This is a genomic window from Burkholderia sp. THE68 (assembly GCF_009938265.1).
Classification (GTDB): domain Bacteria; phylum Pseudomonadota; class Gammaproteobacteria; order Burkholderiales; family Burkholderiaceae; genus Caballeronia.
Genome location: NZ_AP022315.1, coordinates 2477111 through 2496879, shown reverse-complemented (window position 1 = coordinate 2496879; position 19769 = coordinate 2477111). Strand labels below are relative to the sequence as shown.

Genomic DNA, 19769 nt, shown 5'->3' with positions numbered 1-19769 from the left:
TCATGGACCTCACACAGACTTCCTCCCACGCCTCCGCCAAGACGGAACGTCCGGCATCGGGCCTTCCCGACGTCGCCGTGTTCGACGATCGTCCGTTCCTGCGCAGGCTCAGCGTCATCGACTGGCTGTTCGCGCTCGCGATGGTCGCCGGCGCGGGTTTCGCGCTCAACCGCTATCACGCGTACATGGACGTGTACGACACTGCCGTGCTGATCGGCGCGGTGCCCACGTTCGTCGTGCTCGGCTGGCGCTGGAAACCGGTGCGTCTGCTGATCGCGATGATCGCCGTGCTGGCGCTGTTTTCGATTCAGCTCTACCAGCATGATCTCGCGCGCGCCGAGACCAATTTCTTCCTCAAATACTTCCTGTCGAGCCAGTCCGCGATCCTCTGGATGAGCGCGCTCTTCATCCTCGCGACGCTCTTCTACTGGATCGGCCTCGTGACGCGTTCGCAGACCGGCGGCGCGATCGGCTCGCGCATGACCTGGGTCGCGGTGCTGATGGGCTTCACCGGCCTGATGGTGCGCTGGTACGAGTCGTACATGATCGGCGCGGACGTCGGTCATATTCCGATCTCGAATCTGTATGAAGTGTTCGTGCTGTTCTGCCTGATCACGGCGCTGTTCTACCTCTACTACGAACAGCACTACGCCACGCGGCAGATGGGCGCGTTCGTGCTGCTCGTGATCAGCGCGGCGGTCGGCTTCCTGATGTGGTACTCGATCGCCCGCGACGCGCAGCAGATCCAGCCGCTCGTGCCCGCGCTGCAAAGCTGGTGGATGAAGATCCACGTGCCGGCGAACTTCATCGGCTACGGCAGCTTCGCGCTCTCGGCGATGGTTTCCGTCGCGTATCTCGCCAAACAGCGCGGCTTCATGGCGGACCGACTGCCCTCGCTCGAAGTCCTCGACGACGTGATGTACAAGTCGATCGCCGTCGGCTTCGCGTTCTTCACCATCGCGACGATTCTCGGCGCGCTGTGGGCCGCGGAAGCGTGGGGCGGCTACTGGAGCTGGGATCCGAAGGAGACGTGGGCGCTGATCGTCTGGCTGAACTATGCGGCGTGGCTGCATATGCGCCTGATGAAGGGCCTGCGCGGCGCGGCGGCGGCGTGGTGGGCGCTGACGGGCCTGATCGTGACGACCTTCGCATTTCTCGGCGTCAACATGTTCCTGTCGGGTTTGCATAGCTACGGCAAGCTCTGATCGGTTGCATCGGATCAGAAAAAACCGCCATGCGTGACGCTGGCGGTTTTTTTTCGTTTTGCGGTGGAATACTGTCATCCAGACTGCTGTTTTCCCCGTATGAGCATTCAGCGGCGACGTGTCCTGCGTCGCAATGGAAGGAACGAAAATGTGGATCAGAAGAGATCGTCGTCTTTACGGCGATGACATCGCGGGTCATGAAATCACGCCGCGCGAGGTGTTCGAGAACCGTCGGCGCGCGCTGCGATCGATCGGCGCATTTGCCGCGACGGGCCTGGCCGGCGTGACCGGCAACGCCTTCGCGACGCTGACTTCGCCCGATGCCAAAGGCCAGAAGCTCGCGGCGAAAACGAATCCGAAGTTCGTCGCGCTCGACAAGGCCACGCCGTTCAAGGACATCACCTCCTACAACAACTTCTACGAGTTCGGCACCGACAAGGGCGATCCCGTCGAACACGCCGGCACATTGCGTGCGCGGCCGTGGAAGGTGTCGGTGGAAGGCGCGATCAAGAATCCGAAGGTCTACGACATCGACGACATCCTGAAGCTCGCGCCGCTCGAAGAGCGCGTCTACCGGCTGCGCTGCGTCGAAGGCTGGTCGATGGTGATTCCGTGGATCGGCGTGTCGCTGTCCGAACTCATCAAGCGCGCCGAGCCGACCAGCAGCGCGAAGTACGTGCAGTTCATCACGCTCGCCGATCCTTCGCAGATGCCCGGTCTCTCCACGCCGATCCTCGAATGGCCCTATTCGGAAGGCCTGCGCATGGACGAGGCGATGAACCCGCTCACGCTTCTCACCGTCGGCCTGTACGGCGAAGTGCTGCCGAACCAGAACGGCGCGCCGGTGCGCGTCGTCGTGCCGTGGAAGTACGGCTTCAAGAGTGCGAAATCGCTCGTGAAGATCCGCTTCGTCGAAAAACAGCCGCCGACGAGCTGGAATCTGTACGCGCCGAACGAATACGGCTTCTATTCGAACGTCAACCCGGGCGTCGATCATCCGCGCTGGAGTCAGGCGACGGAGCGGCGCATCGGCGAGGACGGATTCTTTACGCCGAAGCGCAAGACGCTCATGTTCAACGGCTATGGCGATCAGGTCGCGTCGCTGTATCAGGGCATGGATCTCAAAAAGAACTTCTGAGCGATGCCGACTGCTTCTGAACTCAAGCGGTCCGCCGCGACGGCGCGGACACCGAGCCGCGTGGCGCCCGTCAAGGTGGCCGTGTTCATCGCGATGCTGTATCCGCTCGCGCGTCTGGTCGTGCTCGGCGTGACGAACGGCCTCGGCGCCAATCCGATCGAATTCATCACGCGCTCGACCGGTCTCTGGACGCTGGTGTATCTGTGCATCACGCTCGCGATCACGCCGGTGCGCCGCATGACCGGCATCGTGGCGCTCGCGCGCTTTCGCCGGATGACTGGCTTGTACGCGTTCTTCTTCGCCGTGTTGCACTTCACGACGTACATCTGGTTCGACAAATGGTTCGATGTCGCCGAAATGGTGAAGGACATCGGCAAGCGGCCGTTCATCACGGTCGGTTTCGCGGCGTTCGTGCTGCTGATTCCGCTCGCGGTCACGTCGCCGAAAGCGATGGTAAGGAAGCTCGGGCGCCGCTGGCAGACCTTGCATCGCGTGATCTATCTGATCGCCGCGCTCGCGATCCTGCATTTCTGGTGGATGAAAGCGGGCAAGCACGATTTCGAACTGCCGAAGATCTACGGCTCGATCGTGATCGTGCTGCTCGGCTGGCGTGTGATCGCGTGGCTTCGCACGCGCGTGACACGGCGGCGCGCATAAAAAAAGCGATGCCTCGGCATCGCTTTTCGTTGAAGCGCGTGAGCTTCAGTCCAGCAGAATCGATTCCCCGGCGAACAACTGCTTCACTTCCTCGCGCTCGCGCACGAGACGCGCGCGTTCGCCATCGACCATGATTTCGGCGGCGCGCGGACGCGTGTTGTAGTTCGAGCTCATCACGAAACCATATGCGCCCGCGGAACAGATCGCGAGCAGGTCGCCCGGTTCGATGGCCAGTTCGCGATCGCGTCCGAGCCAGTCGCCGCTCTCACACACCGGGCCGACGACATCGTACTTGTGCGCCTGCGCGTCGTGCTTCACGACCGGCACGATGCGATGAAACGCCTCGTACATCGCGGGACGCGCGAGATCGTTCATCGCGGCATCGACGATGGCGAAGTTCTTTTCCTCGCCCGGCTTCAGAAACTCGACGCGCGTGAGCAGCACGCCCGCATTGCCGACGAGCGAACGTCCCGGCTCGAAATACACTTCGCGCTCGCCGTGGCCGCGCGCTTCGATGTGATCGAGCACCGTCTTCACGAACTCGCCGATATCGGGCGGCGTTTCGTCGTCATACGTGATGCCGAGACCACCGCCGACGTCCACATGACGAATGTTCATGCCGTCCGCTTCGATCTGTTCGACGAGTTCGAGCAGCTTGTCGACGGCGTCGAGATACGGGCTGACTTCGGTGATCTGCGAGCCGATATGGCAATCGATGCCGATGACATCGAGATTCGGCATCGCCTGCGCTTGCGCATAGGTCGCGCGCGCGTCGTTGAACGCGACGCCGAACTTGTTCGACTTGAGGCCGGTGGAAATGTACGGATGCGTTTTCGCATCGACATCCGGATTCACGCGCAACGAAACCGGCGCTTTCTTGCCGAGCGACTTCGCCACATCGTTCAACGCGTGCAGCTCGGGAATCGATTCGACGTTGAAGCACTTCACGCCCGCTTCGAGCGCCTCGCGCATCTCCGCCGCCGATTTTCCGACGCCCGAAAAAACCGTGTTCTCCGCCTTGCCGCCCGCCGCGAGCACGCGCGCAAGCTCGCCCGACGACACGATGTCGAAGCCCGCGCCCATGCGCGCGAACACGTTGAGCACCGCGAGATTGCTGTTCGCCTTCACCGCGACGTGCACGGTCGCACGGCGGCCCGCGCAGGCATCGGCGTAGGCGTGATAGGCACGCGTCAACGCATCGCGCGAATAGACATAGAGGGGCGTGCCGAACTGCTCCGCGAGCGACGCGGCTGAGACGCCTTCGGCGTGCAGCACGCCGTCGACGTAATGAAATGCGGAATCACTCATGCGTGTAATCGGAAATGCGCCACGAAGGCGAAGGCTCGAGGATCAGTAAGCGGACGACGCGGCTTTCGGCGCCGATGCCGCGTTGGGAGCGGACTTCAGGTCTGTCTCGGGCGAAAGCGACAGCGGCTGGCCCGAGGTGTCCGGAACGCTGCCCTGAGTCACGTTCGAAGGCGGCGTATTCTGGAGATCGTTGGGACGTTGCGGAAGCGGGGGCGCCTTCGGAAGATAAAGCGGACCACGTTGCCCACAACCACCGAGCGAGAGTGTTGCCGCGGCGCTGATGCTCAAAGCCGCTACAATCGCGCTCATCCTGAAAACGACTCGCATGACCGTCCCTATACGTTTAATCGATGGAGTTTAGCATGACAGACCAGGAATACCTGACGCTGGCGGAGGCCGCGCTGACCGCCATCGAGCGCTCGGTGGACCAAGCCGAGGCCGATATCGAATTCGAGCGAAGCGGCAATGTCCTCACGCTGGAATTCGAGAATCGCACCAAAGTGATCGTGAATCTGCAGCCGCCAAAGCATGAGATCTGGCTCGCGGCGAAGGCAGGCGGTTTTCACTACAAATACGTCGACGGCGCCTGGCGCGATACACGCGACAACAGCGAATTCTTCGCGACGTTGAGCAAGTATTCGAGCGAACAGGCGGGCGAGCCGATCCGCTTCAAGCCGTAAAAAAAGCGAGCGGATCGTTCGACCCGCTCGCTTCGTACCTTGCAAGGGCGCGCTTACTGGCCCTTGAACAGATTCATGATGTCCTGCTTTTCCTGCTCGCCGACTTCCGGCGTGGGCGCGGTCACGCCCGATACTCCGTCCTGCGGCGGCGCCTGACTCACGCCGATCGTCGCGACGAAGCCGTGGCCCGGCGTCATGTCGTCGTAGTACAGCTCGCTGCCGAGCGGGGTGATATCCGGCGGCATCATCGGCTTGTACTCGGGCACGCCCTTGAGCGCGCGGCCCATGTAATCCATCCACACGGGCAGCGCGAGGCCGCCGCCGGTTTCCTTGTCGCCGAGGCTGCGCGGATTGTCATAGCCGATCCACGCGATCGCCACGAGCGTGCGCTGATAGCCGGCGAACCACGCGTCGCGCGAATCGTTCGTCGTGCCCGTCTTGCCGGCGAGGTCGCCGCGCTTCAACTGATTCGTCTTCGAGCCCGTGCCGTGCTGCGCGACGCTCTGCAACAGGCTGTTCATCACGAACGCGTTGCGCGGCGTGATCGCGAGCGGCGCGCTCTGTTGCGCGACGAGCGGTTGCGGATGCGACACGACGCGGCCGTACGGATCGGTGATATCGGCGATCAGATACGGATTCACGCGATAACCGCCGTTCGCGAACACCGCATAGCCCGCCGCCATTTGCAGCGGCGTGACGAGGCCCGCGCCGAGCGCCATCGGCAGATAGGCGGGATGACGGTCGGCGTCGAAACCGAAGCGCGTGATGTACTGCTGCGCGTACTTCGTGCCGATATGACTCAGGATGCGGATCGACACCATGTTCTTCGAGCGCTGCAACGCCGAGCGCATGGTCATCGGACCGTCGAAGCCGCCGCCGTAGTTCTTCGGCTCCCACGCTTGCCCGCCGGTTTCGGCGGCGCTGAAGAACAGCGGGCCGTCGTTGATGATCGTCGCGGGCGACAGGCCCTTCTCCAGCGATGCCGAGTAGATGAACGGCTTGAAGCTCGATCCCGGCTGCCGCCACGCCTGCGTCACGTGGTTGAACTTGTTCTTGTTGAAGTCGAAGCCGCCGACGAGCGCGCGGATCGCGCCGTCCTGCGGCACCATCGACACCAGCGCGCCTTCGACTTGCGGCAGCTGCGTGATGACCCAATCGCCGTCGTCGCTCTTCATGAGACGCACGATCGCGCCCGGACGAATGCGCGCGTTCGGCTGCGCGCGCGAACTCAGCGCGAACTGCACGAAGCGCAGATCGTTGCCGGTGATGGTCGCCGTGTTGCCGTCGATGAAACTCGCCTTCACTTCCTTCGGATTCGCCGACGTCACCACGGCCGCGACGATCTCGCCGTTGTCGGGATGCTCGGCGAGCGCGTCGTCGATGGCCTGCTCGCGGTCATCCGCATTCGACGGCAGATCGATATAGCCTTCCGGCCCGCGATACCCGTGCCGATGCTCGTAGTCCATCAAGCCCTTGCGCACCGCGCGATACGCGGCGTCCTGGTCGGCGGAATCGATCGTCGTCACGACATTGAGGCCGCGCGTGTACGCTTCCTCGCGATACTGCGCGTACATCATCTGACGCACCATTTCCGCGACGTACTCGGCGTGCACGCTGAACTCGCGGCCCTGGCCCTTCACGACGAGCGCCTGCTTCACCGCCTGCTCATACTGATCCTGCGTGATGAAATTCAGCTCGCGCATGCGCTGCAGGATGTACTCCTGCCGTACCTTCGCGCGCTTCGGATTCACGACCGGGTTATACGCGGATGGTGCCTTCGGCAAACCCGCGAGCATCGCCGCCTCGGCGAGCGAGATGTCCTTCAGATCCTTGCCGAAGTACACGCGCGCCGCGCTCGCGAATCCATACGCGCGCTGCCCGAGATAGATCTGATTCATATACACCTCGAGAATCTGATCCTTCGTCAACGCGCGCTCGATCTTGTACGCGAGCAACATCTCGTAGATCTTGCGCGTGTAGGTCTTCTCGCTCGAGAGGAAGAAGTTGCGCGCCACCTGCATCGTGATCGTGCTCGCACCTTGCGACGCGTGGCCGTTGGTCAGCGCGACCGAGCCCGCACGCAGGATGCCGGTCAGATCGACGCCGCCGTGATCGTAAAAGCGCGCGTCTTCGATCGCGAGCACGGCTTTCTTTAGATGATCCGGCACGTCCTGAATCCGCACGACGCTGCGGCGTTCCTCGCCGAATTCACCGATGAGCAAGTGATCCGCCGTATAGATGCGCAGCGGCACCTTCGGCTTGTAGTCAGTGAGCGCTTCGAGTGAAGGCAGGTTCGGCATCGCGACGACGAGCGCGTAGCCGAGCACGAGACCCGCACAAACCACGAGCGCAAATACGCTGACGAAAAATCCAAGCAGAAGCCGCGACCACCAGGGACGCTTGGCTTTCTTTTGCCCCTCGGGCGGCGTGGAAGGCGGGTTGTTCGGGGAAGAGGATTGCATTAGCACCACCAAAAACAGACACGCGATTATAGCTGCCGAGGGTTTAGGACTTTTCTGAAGCCGTTCGGCGTGCGCCGGTCACGTGCGCTTGCCGCTGTCTTCAAGATACGCGCGATCGTGCCGGGAATCATCTTTCTATCGCGAGCGTTGGCCATTCGGCCGAGTGTTCGCCGCCGATGCCGCTCGCGACAATTCTTCCACGTCAGGCGCCCGAATGGTTCGGTGCGCGGGTGAATGGAAGGAGTGGCTCATGAGTAAGGAAAACGCGCTGCGCGGCACGATGCTGACGGTCACGCGCCGCTATGCCGCAGGCATCGACGTGGGCGAGGACGCGGTGCGGCTCGCGATCATCAGCAGACGATTGCGGGCTAACGCAGCAGTGTGTGTCGAACATCTGGAGGCGGTGGCGCTGCCGTCGGGGGCGGTGATCGCCGGCGATTTCGTCGATCGTGCGGCCATCGTCGCGGCTTTGCGCGAGGCGTTCGGCCGCTTGCCGGAAAGCGGCGCGTGGCGGGCGCTGCGCTGCGCGATGGGCTTGCCCGCTGCGGCGACGCTCACGACCCAGATTCCGCTCGCGCGGCTGATGGAAGACCACGAGCAACTCGCGGCCTCCATCGGTGGCGATCCGCGCGGCATGCTCGAACCGGCGGTGCTCGCCCAAGCCGAACGCGCGACCGGCATCGAACGCGGCGCACTGGCGGTGGACTGGTCCGTGCAGGCGCGCGAGGACGGCGAGGCGCAGGTCGCGATCGCGGCGACGGCGCGGCGTCACGTCGAAGCACGCGTCGAAACGGCGGCGGAAGCGGGCATCGCGCTATCGGCCATCGACGGAGAACCGGCTGCCGCGTTGCGCGCGATGCGGCACGCCGGCTCGGTCGAGCTGGACGCCGATGCGCGCTATCTCGTTTGCTGGCTGGAGAGTACCGGCCTGCATGGCTGGCTGGTCGGTGCGCGGGGCGTCGAAAACGAGATCCGTTATCCCGCGCCGGAGCATCGGAGTATCGCCGACGCGCTGCATGATCTTGCGGACGAGGCGGCGCCGCTCGATTGCATTTACGTGGGCGGCCAGATCGAGCTGATGGCGCACGCGTGTCTGCCGCTTCCGATGCTGGGCAAGAGCTTTGGCTGCCCGGCTCTGCCGTTCGAGGCCGCGCCTTACTGCAATGGGGCATCCGGGATTCTCGCTGCGAACAAACATTCGCCGAGATTCGCGACCGCGTTCGGGCTTGCGTTGCGCGAGGTGATGCAATGAACGCCGTCATGCTCGATGGATTCAATCTGCTTCCGTATCGCGCGCGCAAGCGCCGTGAGTTGCGCCGTCAGCGGCTCGCGTTGATCGGCGCGATCAGTCTGGCAGGGTGTGCCGCCGTGGGCGCCGTGGCGGGCTGGGATGCGTTCGAGCGCCTCCGCCTGGACGAGCGGCGCATGGCGCTGGAGACGTCGCTGCGCGCATCGGGCGCGCATGTCGACGAACACGCCCGGCTCATTCGCGCCGAAGCGGAGCGGCGGCGCGCGCGTGACGCCGCGCAGCCGCTGGCTTTGCCGCGCGAACGCTTTCTCGCGCTGCTCGAAGCGCTGGCGGACACGCCGCCGCAACGAGGCATCGCGCTCCAGCGCGTGTCGCAGCGCACGAACGAGGTCGAGCTTGCCGCGCTCGCGCCGGATTCGCAGGCGGCCGCGCAATGGCTCAAGCGGCTGGAGGGGCTACGTGGCGTGCAATCGGTCGAAGTGATCGAAATGAAGCGGCGCGCGGATACTGCGACGCCGGGCAAGCGCGTCGCACCGGCATCCTTCGGAGAGCGGTCCGCGCATTTCGAGTTCGTCGCGCTCGTGCGCTATGCGCCGGATCATGCGCGCGACGAAGCCGCATCGCGTCAGATGCGTCCCATCTTGACGGCCACCCGTCCTTCAGCGCAGGGGAAACGCCCATGAGCACGATTCCGATGAACCTGCCTGTCAAACGGCATTCGCGCGGCATGCCGTCCGTCTTGCAGCCGCTCAATGAATGGTCGTGGCCTCGAACCGCGTGTGTCGGCCTCATCCTGGGCTTGCTTGTGTTCATCACGGGCCTGCGGGCCTGGCAAATGTCGGACGCGAGCCAGCTCGATGCAAGCCGCGCGGCATGGGCGGCTGCGCAAGCGAAGGCACGGGACGCGGAGCGCATCGCGGCGGAATTGCCCGATCTTCGCGCGCGAGCGGCGTCGGGCCGGATGGAGCCGGAAGTCTGGAGCGCCTCCGACGCGTTGCGCGCCGTCGCGGATCTGGCGGCGCAGAACGGGCTGCGCGTCGCGGGCATCGAGCCCGTCGCGCTCAGAGGCAGCGATCCGAAAGCACGCGAACCGATTCCGGAGCGCGCGCTGAAGCTGCGTGCAGACGGCACGTTCGCGGAGATGCGACGCTTTCTGGAAGCGCTCGCCGGACTGCCGCGGCTCGTCGTCCCCGAAAACGTCCAGATCAGGCGACAGACGGGCGAGCTTGCCATCGAAGCGACGCTGCGCATCTTCGAAACGCTGCCAGCGGTATCGCCTGCGGCCGCGCCACGCGCGAACGCGTTCATCGTCGATCCGTTCGGCGGTGCGGACGCCGCCGCGCAGGGTGGCGACATGCTACTGGTCGGAACCTTCGTCGGTCGCCATCGCGCGATGGCGCTGCTGCAAAGTGGCCACGACGTCGATGGCTTCGCGCCGGGACAGAAGGTCGGCGACGAATGGCTCGGGCGCGTCCTCCCTCGCGCTGTCGAACTCGCTCGCAACGACGGCATGTCGCGCAAGCTGACGCTCGCGGAGGATCGCAAGTGAAACGCATCGCGCAGCTTTTACGCGGATTCGCTGGTGCGGGCGCGGCGGCGCTGATATTCGCGCACGCGGCGCTCGCCGCCGAGAGCGCGGACACGATCATCGCGCCGCTGCCTCCGCTGCCGGCATCGTTCGATATTCAGCCGACGGAACAGCTCGCCATCGACGCCGCGCCTCCTTCGCCCGCTCCACTCGTGGACGCCAAGCCCGCAGTCGAATCAGCCGAGGCACTGGAAGGTCCACCGGTGCCGTTGCCCGAACTCGAGCGGCTGAGCGGCGCATCGCACAGCACCGACGTCGGCAAACCGATCACCCTCGATCTGAAAAACGCCGACCTGAGCGCCGCGCTTCATGCGTTCGCGCGCTTCACGGGCCTGAATATCGTCGCGAGCGAGAAGGTGCGCGGGCAGGTGACGATGAATCTCGTCGCCGTGCCGTGGCGGCGCGCGTTCGACACGCTGCTCGAAGTCCACGGCCTCGCGATGGAACAGCACGGCACCGTGATCTGGGTCGCGCCGCTCGCCGAGCTCGCCGCGCGCGAGAAGATGCGTTTCGAGGCACACGCGCGCACCGCCGATCTCGAACCGCTCGCGAGCCGTACGTTCGTGCTGCGCTACTCGCGCGCGGAAGAACTGCGCAAGATGCTGAGCGGCGCGGGCGGGCAGCGGGTGCTGTCGAAACGCGGCTCCGCCATCGCCGACGCGCGCACCAATCTGCTTTTCGTCACCGACCTCGACGCACGCGTCCAGCAGATGGCGGAGCTGATCGCACTGATCGACAAACCGACGCCGCAGGTGATGATCGAGGCGAAGATCGTCGAGGGCGAGGCGGGGTTGTCCCGCAATCTGGGCGTCAAACTGAGCGTCGCGCCGCAGAACGATCCGTCGACCGGGTTCGCGGGCGGCAAGGAGGGTGTGGTATACGATCTGTCGGCGGGGCCGATCAACGGCTTCGATGCGGCGACCGCTGGACTCACGCTCTTCGTCGCCCAGGCGACACGCCTGCTCAATCTCGAACTGAGCGCGCTGGAGGCGGAAGGGCGCGGGCAGATCGTGTCGCGTCCGCGCGTCGTGACGGCGGACCGGGTGAAATCCATCGTCGAGCAGGGCATGGAAGTACCGTATCAGGCGAAAGTCGGCAACGGCATGTCGGGCGTGCAGTTTCGGCGTGCAACGCTCAAACTGGAGGTCGAGCCGCAGATTACGCCGCATGGCCATGTCATTCTCGATCTCGACATCACGAAGGACAGCCTGGGCGAGCAGACGGCGAACGGTCCGGCCATCCACACGAAGCACGTCCAGACGCGCGTGGAAGTGGAGAACGGCGGGACCGTGGCGATCGGCGGCATCTATTCCGACGACGAGCGCGACGATGTCACCGGCGTGCCAGGATTGTCGAAACTGCCGCTGATCGGCTGGCTGTTTCGCCATGAGGCGCGGCGACGCGCAAAAAGCGAACTGGTCATATTGATTACGCCGCATGTGATCGCGAGCAGCGGCTGAGCTGCGCCAGGAGGACGGCGCGACTCGACAAAGCGGGCGGTTTGCCCTTAAGCTGCCGCACGAACAAATTGCATCGAACTGGAAGGAAACCGAGTTGCAGGAAGGGCACGCGAACGCGAACATCTTTTTCGTCGGACTCATGGGGGCGGGTAAAACCACCGTGGGCCGTGCGGTTGCGCGCCGTCTGCAGCGCTCGTTCATCGATTCGGATCTGGAGATCGAGGCGCGCACGGGCGCTCGCATCCCCGTGATCTGGGAGCTCGAAGGCGAGGAGGGTTTCCGTCAGCGCGAGGCGAACATCATCGACGAGCTGTCGCAGCGCAGCGGCATCGTGCTCGCGACGGGCGGCGGCGCGGTGCTGCGGACCGATAATCGCGAACATCTGAAGAATCGCGGCATCGTCATCTATCTGCGCGCCAATCCGCACGATCTCTGGCAGCGCACGCGGCGCGACAAGAATCGCCCGCTGCTGCAGACCGAAGATCCGCGCGGCAAGCTCGAAGCACTCTTTCAGACGCGCGATCCGCTGTATCACGAATGCGCGCATTTCGTCGTCGAAACGGGGCGGCCGACCGTGAACGCGCTCGTCAATATGGTCCTGATGCAACTGGAGGTCGCCGGCGTCGTCAAGTCGGCTGAGTCATAATGTCCGCCATGATTACCGTCAACGTCGAACTGGGCGAGCGCGCCTACCCCATTCATATCGGGGCGGGCCTGATCGGCCGCACTGAGCTTTTTGCGCTGCATATCAAGGGCGCGTCGGTGGCGATCGTCACCAATTCCACCATCGATCCGCTCTACGGCGACCGCTTGCGCGCCGCGCTCGAACCGCTCGGCAAGAAAGTGACGACGGTCGTCCTGCCGGACGGCGAGGCGCACAAGAACTGGGAAACGCTCAACCGGATTTTCGATGCGCTGCTCACCGAACGAGCCGACCGCAAGACCACGTTGATCGCGCTGGGCGGCGGCGTCGTCGGCGACATGACCGGCTTCGCGGCCGCGTGCTACATGCGCGGCGTGCCGTTCATCCAAGTTCCGACCACGCTGCTCTCGCAAGTGGATTCATCGGTCGGCGGCAAGACGGGCATCAATCATCCGCTCGGCAAGAACATGATCGGCGCGTTCTATCAGCCGCAAGCGGTGATCGCGGATATCGGCGCGCTGCACACGCTGCCGGAGCGCGAGCTGGCGGCGGGCATCGCGGAAGTCATCAAGACGGCCGCGATCGCGGACGCGGCGTTCTTCGACTGGATCGAAACCAATATCGACGCGCTGAATCGCCGTGACGACGAGGCGCTCGCGCATGCCGTGAAGCGTTCGTGCGAGATCAAGGCGGCGGTCGTCGCATCGGACGAGCGCGAAGGCGGACAGCGCGCGATCCTCAATTTCGGCCACACCTTCGGCCATGCGATCGAAGCCGGGCTCGGCTACGGCGAATGGCTGCACGGCGAAGCGGTCGGCTGCGGCATGGTGATGGCGGCGGATCTCTCCGTGCGTCTCGGCAAGCTGGACGAAGCCGCGCGCCAGCGTCTCGTGCGCCTGATCGAGGCGGCGAAGCTGCCGGTCACGGCGCCAAAGCTCGGCGACGACCGTTACGTCGATCTGATGAAGGTCGACAAGAAGGCCGAAGCCGGCGCGATCAAATTCATTCTGCTGACCCGCTTCGGCGCGACCGAGATCGCGAGCGCGCCCGATCAGGCCGTGCGCGCGACGCTCGCAGCCAGCGTCTGATCCGCGCGAGCGGCGGCTAGAACCACGAATGCGGAGCAGCCGGTGACCGAAAAAGAAAGTCAATTTCCACTGGGCACGCCGTCATCGCTCGTGCTCGAAGCGCATCTCGCGCCGTACGCCGCGCACTCGTCGCGATCGCGCGGCCGGCGTTTCGCCGAGCCGCCGCCCGCCGCGCGTACCGAGTTTCAGCGCGACCGCGACCGCATCGTGCATTCGACCGCGTTTCGCCGGCTCGAATACAAGACGCAGGTCTTCGTCAATCACGAAGGCGACCTGTTCCGCACGCGTCTCACGCATAGCCTCGAAGTCGCGCAGATCGCGCGTTCAGTCGCGCGCAATCTGCGTCTCAACGAAGATCTCGTCGAAGCCATCTCGCTCGCGCACGATCTCGGCCATACGCCGTTCGGCCATGCCGGGCAGGACGCGCTGCATGACTGCATGCGCGATCACGGCGGCTTCGAGCACAATCTGCAAAGCCTCGCGGTGGTCGATCAGCTCGAAGAGCACTACGGCGCGTTCGACGGCCTGAACCTGTGCTTCGAAACGCGCGAAGGCATTCTCAAGCATTGCTCGCGCGAGAACGCGCGCAAGCTCGGCGATCTCGGCGAGCGCTTTCTCACGGGCAAGCAGCCTTCGCTCGAAGCGCAGATCGCCAATGTCGCCGATGAAATCGCGTACAACAATCACGACGTCGACGATGGCCTGCGCTCCGGTCTCATCACGCTCGAACAGCTTGCCGAAGTGAGCCTCTGGCACACGCATTTCGACGCGGCGCGCGCCGATTACCCGAACATCGAGGGGCGCAGGCTGATTCATGAAACGATCCGGCGCATCATCAATACGCTGATCGTCGATTTGATCGAGGCGACGGGCCGCAACCTCGAGCGCGTCGCGCCGCAATCGCTCGACGACGTGCGCAATGCCCCGACGCTCGTCGCGCACAGCGACGAAGTCGCCGCGCAGGCGGCGCAACTCAAGCGCTTCCTGTTCAAGAACCTGTACCGGCACTATCGCGTGATGCGGATGGCCAACAAGGCGAAGCGCGTGGTGACGGGCCTCTTCGAAGCGTTCACCGACGATCCGCGCCTGCTGCCGCCTGCCTATCAGGCGCGCGGACCGGTGGCGGAGGAATCCGCTAACGACGCGCCTTCGGCGAGCCACGACAGTTCGCAGGCGCGGCTCATCGCGCATTACATCGCCGGGATGACGGATCGCTACGCATTGAAGGAGTATCAACGCCTGTTTGTCATCGACAACAACTAATATCGCGCATTTTCGAAGCGCGAATTCGCAAAAAGGAGACTCATCGATGAGCTGCAAGCCCTTGTTCCGCACGATCTCGGCCGCGGCCGTTCTGGCGTTCGGCGCCAGCACCGCGGCGCAGGCCGCAACGGAAATCCAGTTCTGGCATGCGATGGAAGCCGCGCTCGGCGAGCGCGTGAGCGACATCGCCAACGATTTCAACAAGTCGCAGAGCGATTACAAGATCGTCCCGGTGTTCAAGGGCACCTATGACCAGACCCTCGCGGCCGGTATCGCGGCGTATCGCAGCGGCAACGCGCCCGCGATCCTGCAAGTCTACGAAGTCGGCACCGCGACGATGATGCAGGCGAAGAAGGCCGTCATTCCCGTCTCCGACGTGTTCAAACAGGCGGGCGTGCCGCTCGATGAAAAGGCCTTCGTGCCAACGATTGCTGGCTACTACAGCGACGCGAAAACCGGCCATCTGATCTCGATGCCGTTCAACAGCTCGACGCCGGTGCTCTACTACAACAAGGACGCGTTCAAGAAAGCCGGCCTCGATCCGAACCAGCCGCCGAAAACCTGGGCCGATGTCGAAGCCGACGCGAAGAAGCTGAAGGCCGCCGGTTACTCGTGCGGCTATTCGTCGGGCTGGCAGAGCTGGATTCAGCTCGAAAACTACAGCGCGTGGCACGCCGCGCCGTTCGCATCGAAGAACAATGGCTTCGACGGTCTCGATGCCAAGCTCGAATTCAACAAGCCGCTGCAGGTCGCGCATATCCAGTTCCTGCAGAAGATGGCGAAGGACGGCACGTTCACGTACGTGGGCCGCAAGGACGAGCCGGTGTCGAAGTTCTATAGCGGCGATTGCGGGATCATCACGAACTCGTCGGGCTCGCGCGCGACCATCGCCAAATACGCGAAGTTCGATTACGGCGTCGGCATGATGCCGTATGACGCCAGCGTGAAGGGCGCGCCGCAGAACGCGATCATCGGTGGCGCGAGTCTGTGGGTGTTGTCGGGCAAGGATCCGGCCGTCTACAAGGGCGTCGCGAAGTTCCTCGCGTATCTGTCGACGCCGGAAGTCGCGGCGAAGTGGCATCAGGACACGGGCTATCTGCCGGTCACGCAGGCAGCGTATGAGCTCACGCAGAAGCAGGGCTTCTACGACAAGAATCCCGGCGCGGACATCGCGATCAAACAGATGCTGAACAAGCCGCCGCTGCCATACACGAAGGGTCTGCGTCTGGGCAACATGCCGCAGATCCGCACCATCGTCGATGAAGAGCTGGAGCAGGTCTGGGCCGACAAGAAGACGCCGCAACAGGCACTCGACGCATCGGTGCAACGCGGCGATGAACTGCTGCGCCGCTTCGAGAAGACCGGCAACTAAGCTCATACAGCCGGCGCCCGCACGCTACGCGGGCGCCTAGTTCAGGACACCAGCGAATGGAAAAACGGTCTCGTTTCGATACGAGCGTGTTGCCGTATCTGCTCGTCGCGCCTCAGCTCGCGATCACCGCGCTGTTCTTTCTCTGGCCTGCGGGCGAAGCGCTCTGGCAAGCCACGCAAAGTCAGGACGCGTTCGGCACGTCGAGCGAGTTCGTGGGGCTGGCGAACTTCAGGCAACTGTTTGCGGACCCGCTCTATCTCTCGTCGTTCAACACGACGATGATCTTCTGCGCGCTCGTCACCGTGTCCGGGCTCGCGATCTCGCTGCTGCTCGCCGCCTGCGCCGATCGCGTGACGCGCGGTGCGAAGGCGTATCAGACGCTGCTGATCTGGCCGTACGCGGTCGCGCCCGCTATCGCCGCCGTGCTGTGGTCGTTCCTGTTCAACCCGAGCATCGGGCTCGTGACGTATGCGCTCGCGAAGCAGGGCATCGTCTGGAATCATGCGCTCAATGGCACGCAGGCGATGTTCCTCGTCGTGCTGGCATCGGTGTGGAAGCAGGTCAGCTACAACTTCCTGTTCTTCTATGCGGGCCTGCAGGCGATTCCGCAATCGCTGATCGAAGCCGCCGCCATCGACGGCGCCGGGCCCGTGCGACGCTTCTTCGGCATCGCGCTGCCGCTGCTGTCGCCGACCAGCTTCTTTCTGCTCGTCGTGAATCTCGTCTACGCGTTCTTCGATACCTTCCCCGTGATCGATGCCGCCACCGGCGGCGGCCCCGCGCAGTCGACCAAGACGCTCATCTACAAGATCTTCGCGGAAGGCTTTCAGGGACTCGATATCGGCAGTTCGGGCGCGCAGTCGGTGGTGCTGATGGTGATCGTCGTCGCGTTGACGATCGTGCAATTCCGCTTCGTCGAACGCAGGGTGCAATACTCATGATCGAGAACCGTCGCGGTTTCGATATCTTCTGTCACGCGGTGCTGATACTCGGCGTCGCGCTGGTCGTGTTCCCGGTGTATGTTGCGTTCTGCGCGGCCACGATGAATTCGAAGGAAGTGTTCAGCGTGCCGATCTCGCTCGTGCCGAGTTCGCATCTCTTCGAAAACATCGTGCATATCTGGACGCACGGCAGCGGCAACGCGGCCGCGCCGTTCGGCCTGATGCTCATCAACAGCCTCGTGATGGCGCTCGTCATTTCGATCGGCAAGATCGCGGTGTCGATAGTCTCCGCGTACGCGATCGTGTTCTTCCGCTTTCCGATGAAGAACCTCGCGTTCTGGCTGATCTTCGTCACGCTGATGCTGCCCGTCGAAGTGCGTATTTTTCCAACGGTGCAAGTCGTCTCGTCGATGCATCTGTCGAACACGTATGCGGGCTTGACGCTGCCGCTGATCGCGTCCGCCACGGCCACGTTTCTGTTCCGGCAATTCTTCGTGACGCTGCCCGACGAATTGATGGAAGCGGCGCGCATCGACGGCGCGGGACCGCTGCGTTTCTTCTGGGACGTCGTGCTGCCGCTCTCGAAGACGAACATCGCGGCGCTCTTCGTCATCACGTTCATCTACGGTTGGAATCAATATCTCTGGCCGATTCTCATCACCAACGAGGTGTCGCTGCAGACGGCGGTGGTCGGCATCAAGAGCATGATCGCGTCCGGCGATACCGCGACCGAATGGCACTACGTAATGACAGCGACGCTGCTCGCGATGCTGCCGCCGCTCGCCGTCGTGCTGACGATGCAGCGCTGGTTCGTGCGCGGACTCGTCGACGCCGAAAAATAAGGAGACCCTGGATAGATGGCTGCGCTGAATCTCAAAGGCGTCAAGAAAACCTACGACGGCTCGAACTACGTGCTGCACGGTATCGATGTCGCGATCGAAGACGGCGAGTTCGTCGTGATGGTCGGCCCGTCGGGCTGCGGAAAGTCGACGCTGCTGCGCATGGTGGCGGGACTCGAAAGCGTGTCCGAAGGCGCGATCGAAATCGGCGGCAAGGTCGTGAACAAGCTGGAGCCGAAGGATCGCGATATCGCGATGGTATTTCAGAACTACGCACTTTATCCGCACATGAGCGTCGCGCAGAATATGGCGTATGCGCTGAAGATCGGCGGCGCGGATCGCGCGACCATCGAGTCGCGTGTGGCGAACGCAGCGCGCATTCTCGAACTCGAGCACTTGCTCGCGCGCAAGCCGCGCGAGTTGTCCGGCGGCCAGCGGCAGCGCGTCGCAATGGGCCGCGCGATCGTGCGCGAACCGGCTGTGTTCCTGTTCGACGAACCGCTTTCGAATCTCGACGCCAAGCTGCGCGTGCAGATGCGCCTCGAAATTCAACGCCTGCATGCCCGTCTGGCCACGACGAGCCTGTATGTCACGCACGATCAGATCGAAGCCATGACACTGGCGCAGCGCGTCATCGTGATGAACAAGGGGCATGCCGAGCAGATCGGCGCGCCCACAGAAGTGTACGAACGTCCGGCGACAGTATTCGTCGCGAGCTTCATCGGCTCGCCAGCGATGAATCTGCTCGAAGGGCGTTTGTCCGAAGATGGATCGGTGTTCGAGGTCGCGGGCGATGGGCCGAAGCTGCCGGTCGCGGGCGCAGCGGGTGTATCGAGCGCGATGCACGGGCGCGAATGGATCGTCGGCATTCGTCCGGAGCACATGACGCCCGGCAACAGCAGCGCGCCCAGCGCGACGCTCGATGTCGATTCGGCAGAACTCCTCGGCGCGGACAATCTCGCGCACGGCAAGTGGGGCAAGCACGATGTGGCGGCGCGTTTGCCGCACGAACATCGGCCGCAGCGCGGCGAGCGGCTCGCCGTGTCGTTGCCCGCGAAGCATCTGCATTTCTTCGATCCGGCAACGGGGCGGCGCGCCAATTGAATGGAGCAGAAGCGATGAGAACCTGGCCTTATCCCGCGATCGTCGCGCATCGCGGCGGCGGCAAGCTCGCGCCGGAGAACACGCTCGAAGCGATCGACGTCGGCGCGCGCTTCGGCCACACGATGATCGAGTTCGACGCGAAACTCTCCGCCGACGATGTCGTTTTCCTGCTGCACGACGACGCGGTGGACCGCACGTCGAACGGTCATGGCGCGGCGAAAGCGCTGACCTACGCGCAGTTGAGCGCGCTCGATGCGGGCTCCTGGTTCGGCGCGGAATTCGCGAACGCGCGCATGCCGACGCTCGCGCAAGTCCATGAACGATGCACGAAGCATGGACTCGCGGCGAACATCGAAATAAAGCCGAGTCAGGGACGCGACGTGGAAACGGGCGTGCTCGTCGCGCGCGAAGCGGCGCGTCTGTGGTCGGATGCCGAAATCGCGCCGCTGCTGTCATCGTTTTCGTATGCGGCACTGGAGGCGGCGCGCGATGTCGCGCCGAATCTCCCGCGCGGCATGCTGTACGAACGCGTACCGGGGAACTGGCGCGCGCAGACCGCGGCGCTATCGTGCGTGTCGTTGCACGCGAGCCACCGCGCGCTCGATGAAGCACTCGTCGCGCAGATTAAGGATGCGGGCCTGCGCATCCTTGCCTATACCGTGAACGACCCGGCGCGCGCGCGGTTGCTTGCGCAATGGGGCGTCGATGCGATCTGCACGGATCGCATCGACATCATCGGCGCTGATTTTCTGGAGGCGTCGAGTAATTGAAT

General features: G+C 63.9%; 19 protein-coding genes. 16 read left to right on the top strand and 3 right to left on the bottom strand.

What is annotated here, in order from left to right; genetic code table 11:
- Window positions 1–2 precede the first annotated feature (2 nt).
- The 3 genes from ccsB (at window position 3) to msrQ (ending at window position 3000) form a co-directional block, all read left to right on the top strand.
- On the top strand, window positions 3–1205 hold the full coding sequence (gene ccsB / locus BTHE68_RS11790) for a c-type cytochrome biogenesis protein CcsB (RefSeq protein WP_162066464.1): 1203 nt from the start codon (window positions 3–5) through the stop codon (window positions 1203–1205).
- Between the two features lie 148 nt (window positions 1206–1353).
- Complete coding sequence (msrP, locus tag BTHE68_RS11785) at window positions 1354–2343, top strand: protein-methionine-sulfoxide reductase catalytic subunit MsrP (RefSeq protein ID WP_162066463.1); 990 nt, start codon at window positions 1354–1356, stop codon at window positions 2341–2343.
- A gap of 3 nt (window positions 2344–2346) precedes the next feature.
- Window positions 2347–3000 carry a protein-methionine-sulfoxide reductase heme-binding subunit MsrQ gene (msrQ, locus tag BTHE68_RS11780; RefSeq protein ID WP_162066462.1) on the top strand — a complete coding sequence of 218 codons (654 nt, stop codon included), beginning with the start codon at window positions 2347–2349 and terminating at the stop codon, window positions 2998–3000.
- A gap of 45 nt (window positions 3001–3045) precedes the next feature.
- Here the strand turns inward: msrQ and lysA are convergent, their stop codons facing one another.
- Window positions 3046–4308, bottom strand: coding sequence for a diaminopimelate decarboxylase (gene lysA / locus BTHE68_RS11775; protein WP_162066461.1), 1263 nt, complete (start codon window positions 4306–4308; stop codon window positions 3046–3048).
- A 42-nt stretch (window positions 4309–4350) separates the two neighbouring features.
- On the bottom strand, window positions 4351–4635 hold the full coding sequence (gene lptM / locus BTHE68_RS11770; RefSeq protein WP_162066460.1) for an LPS translocon maturation chaperone LptM: 285 nt from the start codon (window positions 4633–4635) through the stop codon (window positions 4351–4353).
- Window positions 4636–4670: 35 nt separating this feature from the next.
- On the opposite strand from lptM, the gene cyaY reads away from it, so the two are divergent.
- Window positions 4671–4988 carry an iron donor protein CyaY gene (cyaY, locus tag BTHE68_RS11765; protein WP_062259623.1) on the top strand — a complete coding sequence of 106 codons (318 nt, stop codon included), beginning with the start codon at window positions 4671–4673 and terminating at the stop codon, window positions 4986–4988.
- A 53-nt stretch (window positions 4989–5041) separates the two neighbouring features.
- On the opposite strand, the gene BTHE68_RS11760 is transcribed toward cyaY, so the two are convergent.
- On the bottom strand, window positions 5042–7450 hold the full coding sequence (locus BTHE68_RS11760; RefSeq protein WP_162066459.1) for a penicillin-binding protein 1A: 2409 nt from the start codon (window positions 7448–7450) through the stop codon (window positions 5042–5044).
- Between the two features lie 250 nt (window positions 7451–7700).
- Between BTHE68_RS11760 and pilM the strand changes: the two genes are divergently transcribed.
- From pilM to ugpQ, 12 genes are all read left to right on the top strand, one after another.
- Entirely contained in the window at window positions 7701–8702 is a 1002-nt protein-coding gene (gene pilM, locus BTHE68_RS11755; protein ID WP_162066458.1) for a type IV pilus biogenesis protein PilM, read from the top strand.
- Window positions 8699–9382, top strand: a complete 684-nt coding sequence (locus BTHE68_RS11750) for a PilN domain-containing protein (RefSeq protein WP_162066457.1) — start codon at window positions 8699–8701, stop codon at window positions 9380–9382. The genes pilM and BTHE68_RS11750 overlap by 4 nt, the downstream gene beginning before the upstream one ends.
- The gene (locus BTHE68_RS11745) at window positions 9379–10248 is read left to right on the top strand and encodes a type IV pilus inner membrane component PilO (RefSeq protein ID WP_162066456.1); all 870 of its coding nucleotides are present in this window, start codon (window positions 9379–9381) and stop codon (window positions 10246–10248) included. The genes BTHE68_RS11750 and BTHE68_RS11745 overlap by 4 nt, the downstream gene beginning before the upstream one ends.
- Complete coding sequence (locus BTHE68_RS11740; RefSeq protein ID WP_162066455.1) at window positions 10158–11747, top strand: type IV pilus secretin PilQ; 1590 nt, start codon at window positions 10158–10160, stop codon at window positions 11745–11747. The genes BTHE68_RS11745 and BTHE68_RS11740 overlap by 91 nt, the downstream gene beginning before the upstream one ends.
- Window positions 11748–11841: 94 nt before the next feature.
- The gene (locus BTHE68_RS11735; protein WP_162066454.1) at window positions 11842–12393 is read left to right on the top strand and encodes a shikimate kinase; all 552 of its coding nucleotides are present in this window, start codon (window positions 11842–11844) and stop codon (window positions 12391–12393) included.
- An 8-nt stretch (window positions 12394–12401) separates the two neighbouring features.
- Window positions 12402–13478: a 3-dehydroquinate synthase gene (gene aroB / locus BTHE68_RS11730; protein ID WP_162066872.1), complete on the top strand. Its 1077-nt coding sequence runs from the start codon at window positions 12402–12404 to the stop codon at window positions 13476–13478.
- A gap of 42 nt (window positions 13479–13520) precedes the next feature.
- Entirely contained in the window at window positions 13521–14741 is a 1221-nt protein-coding gene (locus BTHE68_RS11725) for a deoxyguanosinetriphosphate triphosphohydrolase (RefSeq protein ID WP_162066453.1), read from the top strand.
- Window positions 14742–14787: 46 nt separating this feature from the next.
- The gene (gene ugpB / locus BTHE68_RS11720) at window positions 14788–16113 is read left to right on the top strand and encodes a sn-glycerol-3-phosphate ABC transporter substrate-binding protein UgpB (RefSeq protein WP_162066452.1); all 1326 of its coding nucleotides are present in this window, start codon (window positions 14788–14790) and stop codon (window positions 16111–16113) included.
- Window positions 16114–16169: 56 nt separating this feature from the next.
- On the top strand, window positions 16170–17054 hold the full coding sequence (gene ugpA, locus BTHE68_RS11715) for a sn-glycerol-3-phosphate ABC transporter permease UgpA (RefSeq protein WP_162066451.1): 885 nt from the start codon (window positions 16170–16172) through the stop codon (window positions 17052–17054).
- On the top strand, window positions 17051–17896 hold the full coding sequence (gene ugpE / locus BTHE68_RS11710) for a sn-glycerol-3-phosphate ABC transporter permease UgpE (RefSeq protein WP_162066450.1): 846 nt from the start codon (window positions 17051–17053) through the stop codon (window positions 17894–17896). The genes ugpA and ugpE overlap by 4 nt, the downstream gene beginning before the upstream one ends.
- Window positions 17897–17911: 15 nt before the next feature.
- Window positions 17912–18997: a sn-glycerol-3-phosphate import ATP-binding protein UgpC gene (locus tag BTHE68_RS11705; RefSeq protein WP_162066449.1), complete on the top strand. Its 1086-nt coding sequence runs from the start codon at window positions 17912–17914 to the stop codon at window positions 18995–18997.
- Between the two features lie 14 nt (window positions 18998–19011).
- Window positions 19012–19767, top strand: coding sequence for a glycerophosphodiester phosphodiesterase (gene ugpQ, locus BTHE68_RS11700; protein ID WP_162066448.1), 756 nt, complete (start codon window positions 19012–19014; stop codon window positions 19765–19767).
- Window positions 19768–19769 lie beyond the last annotated feature (2 nt).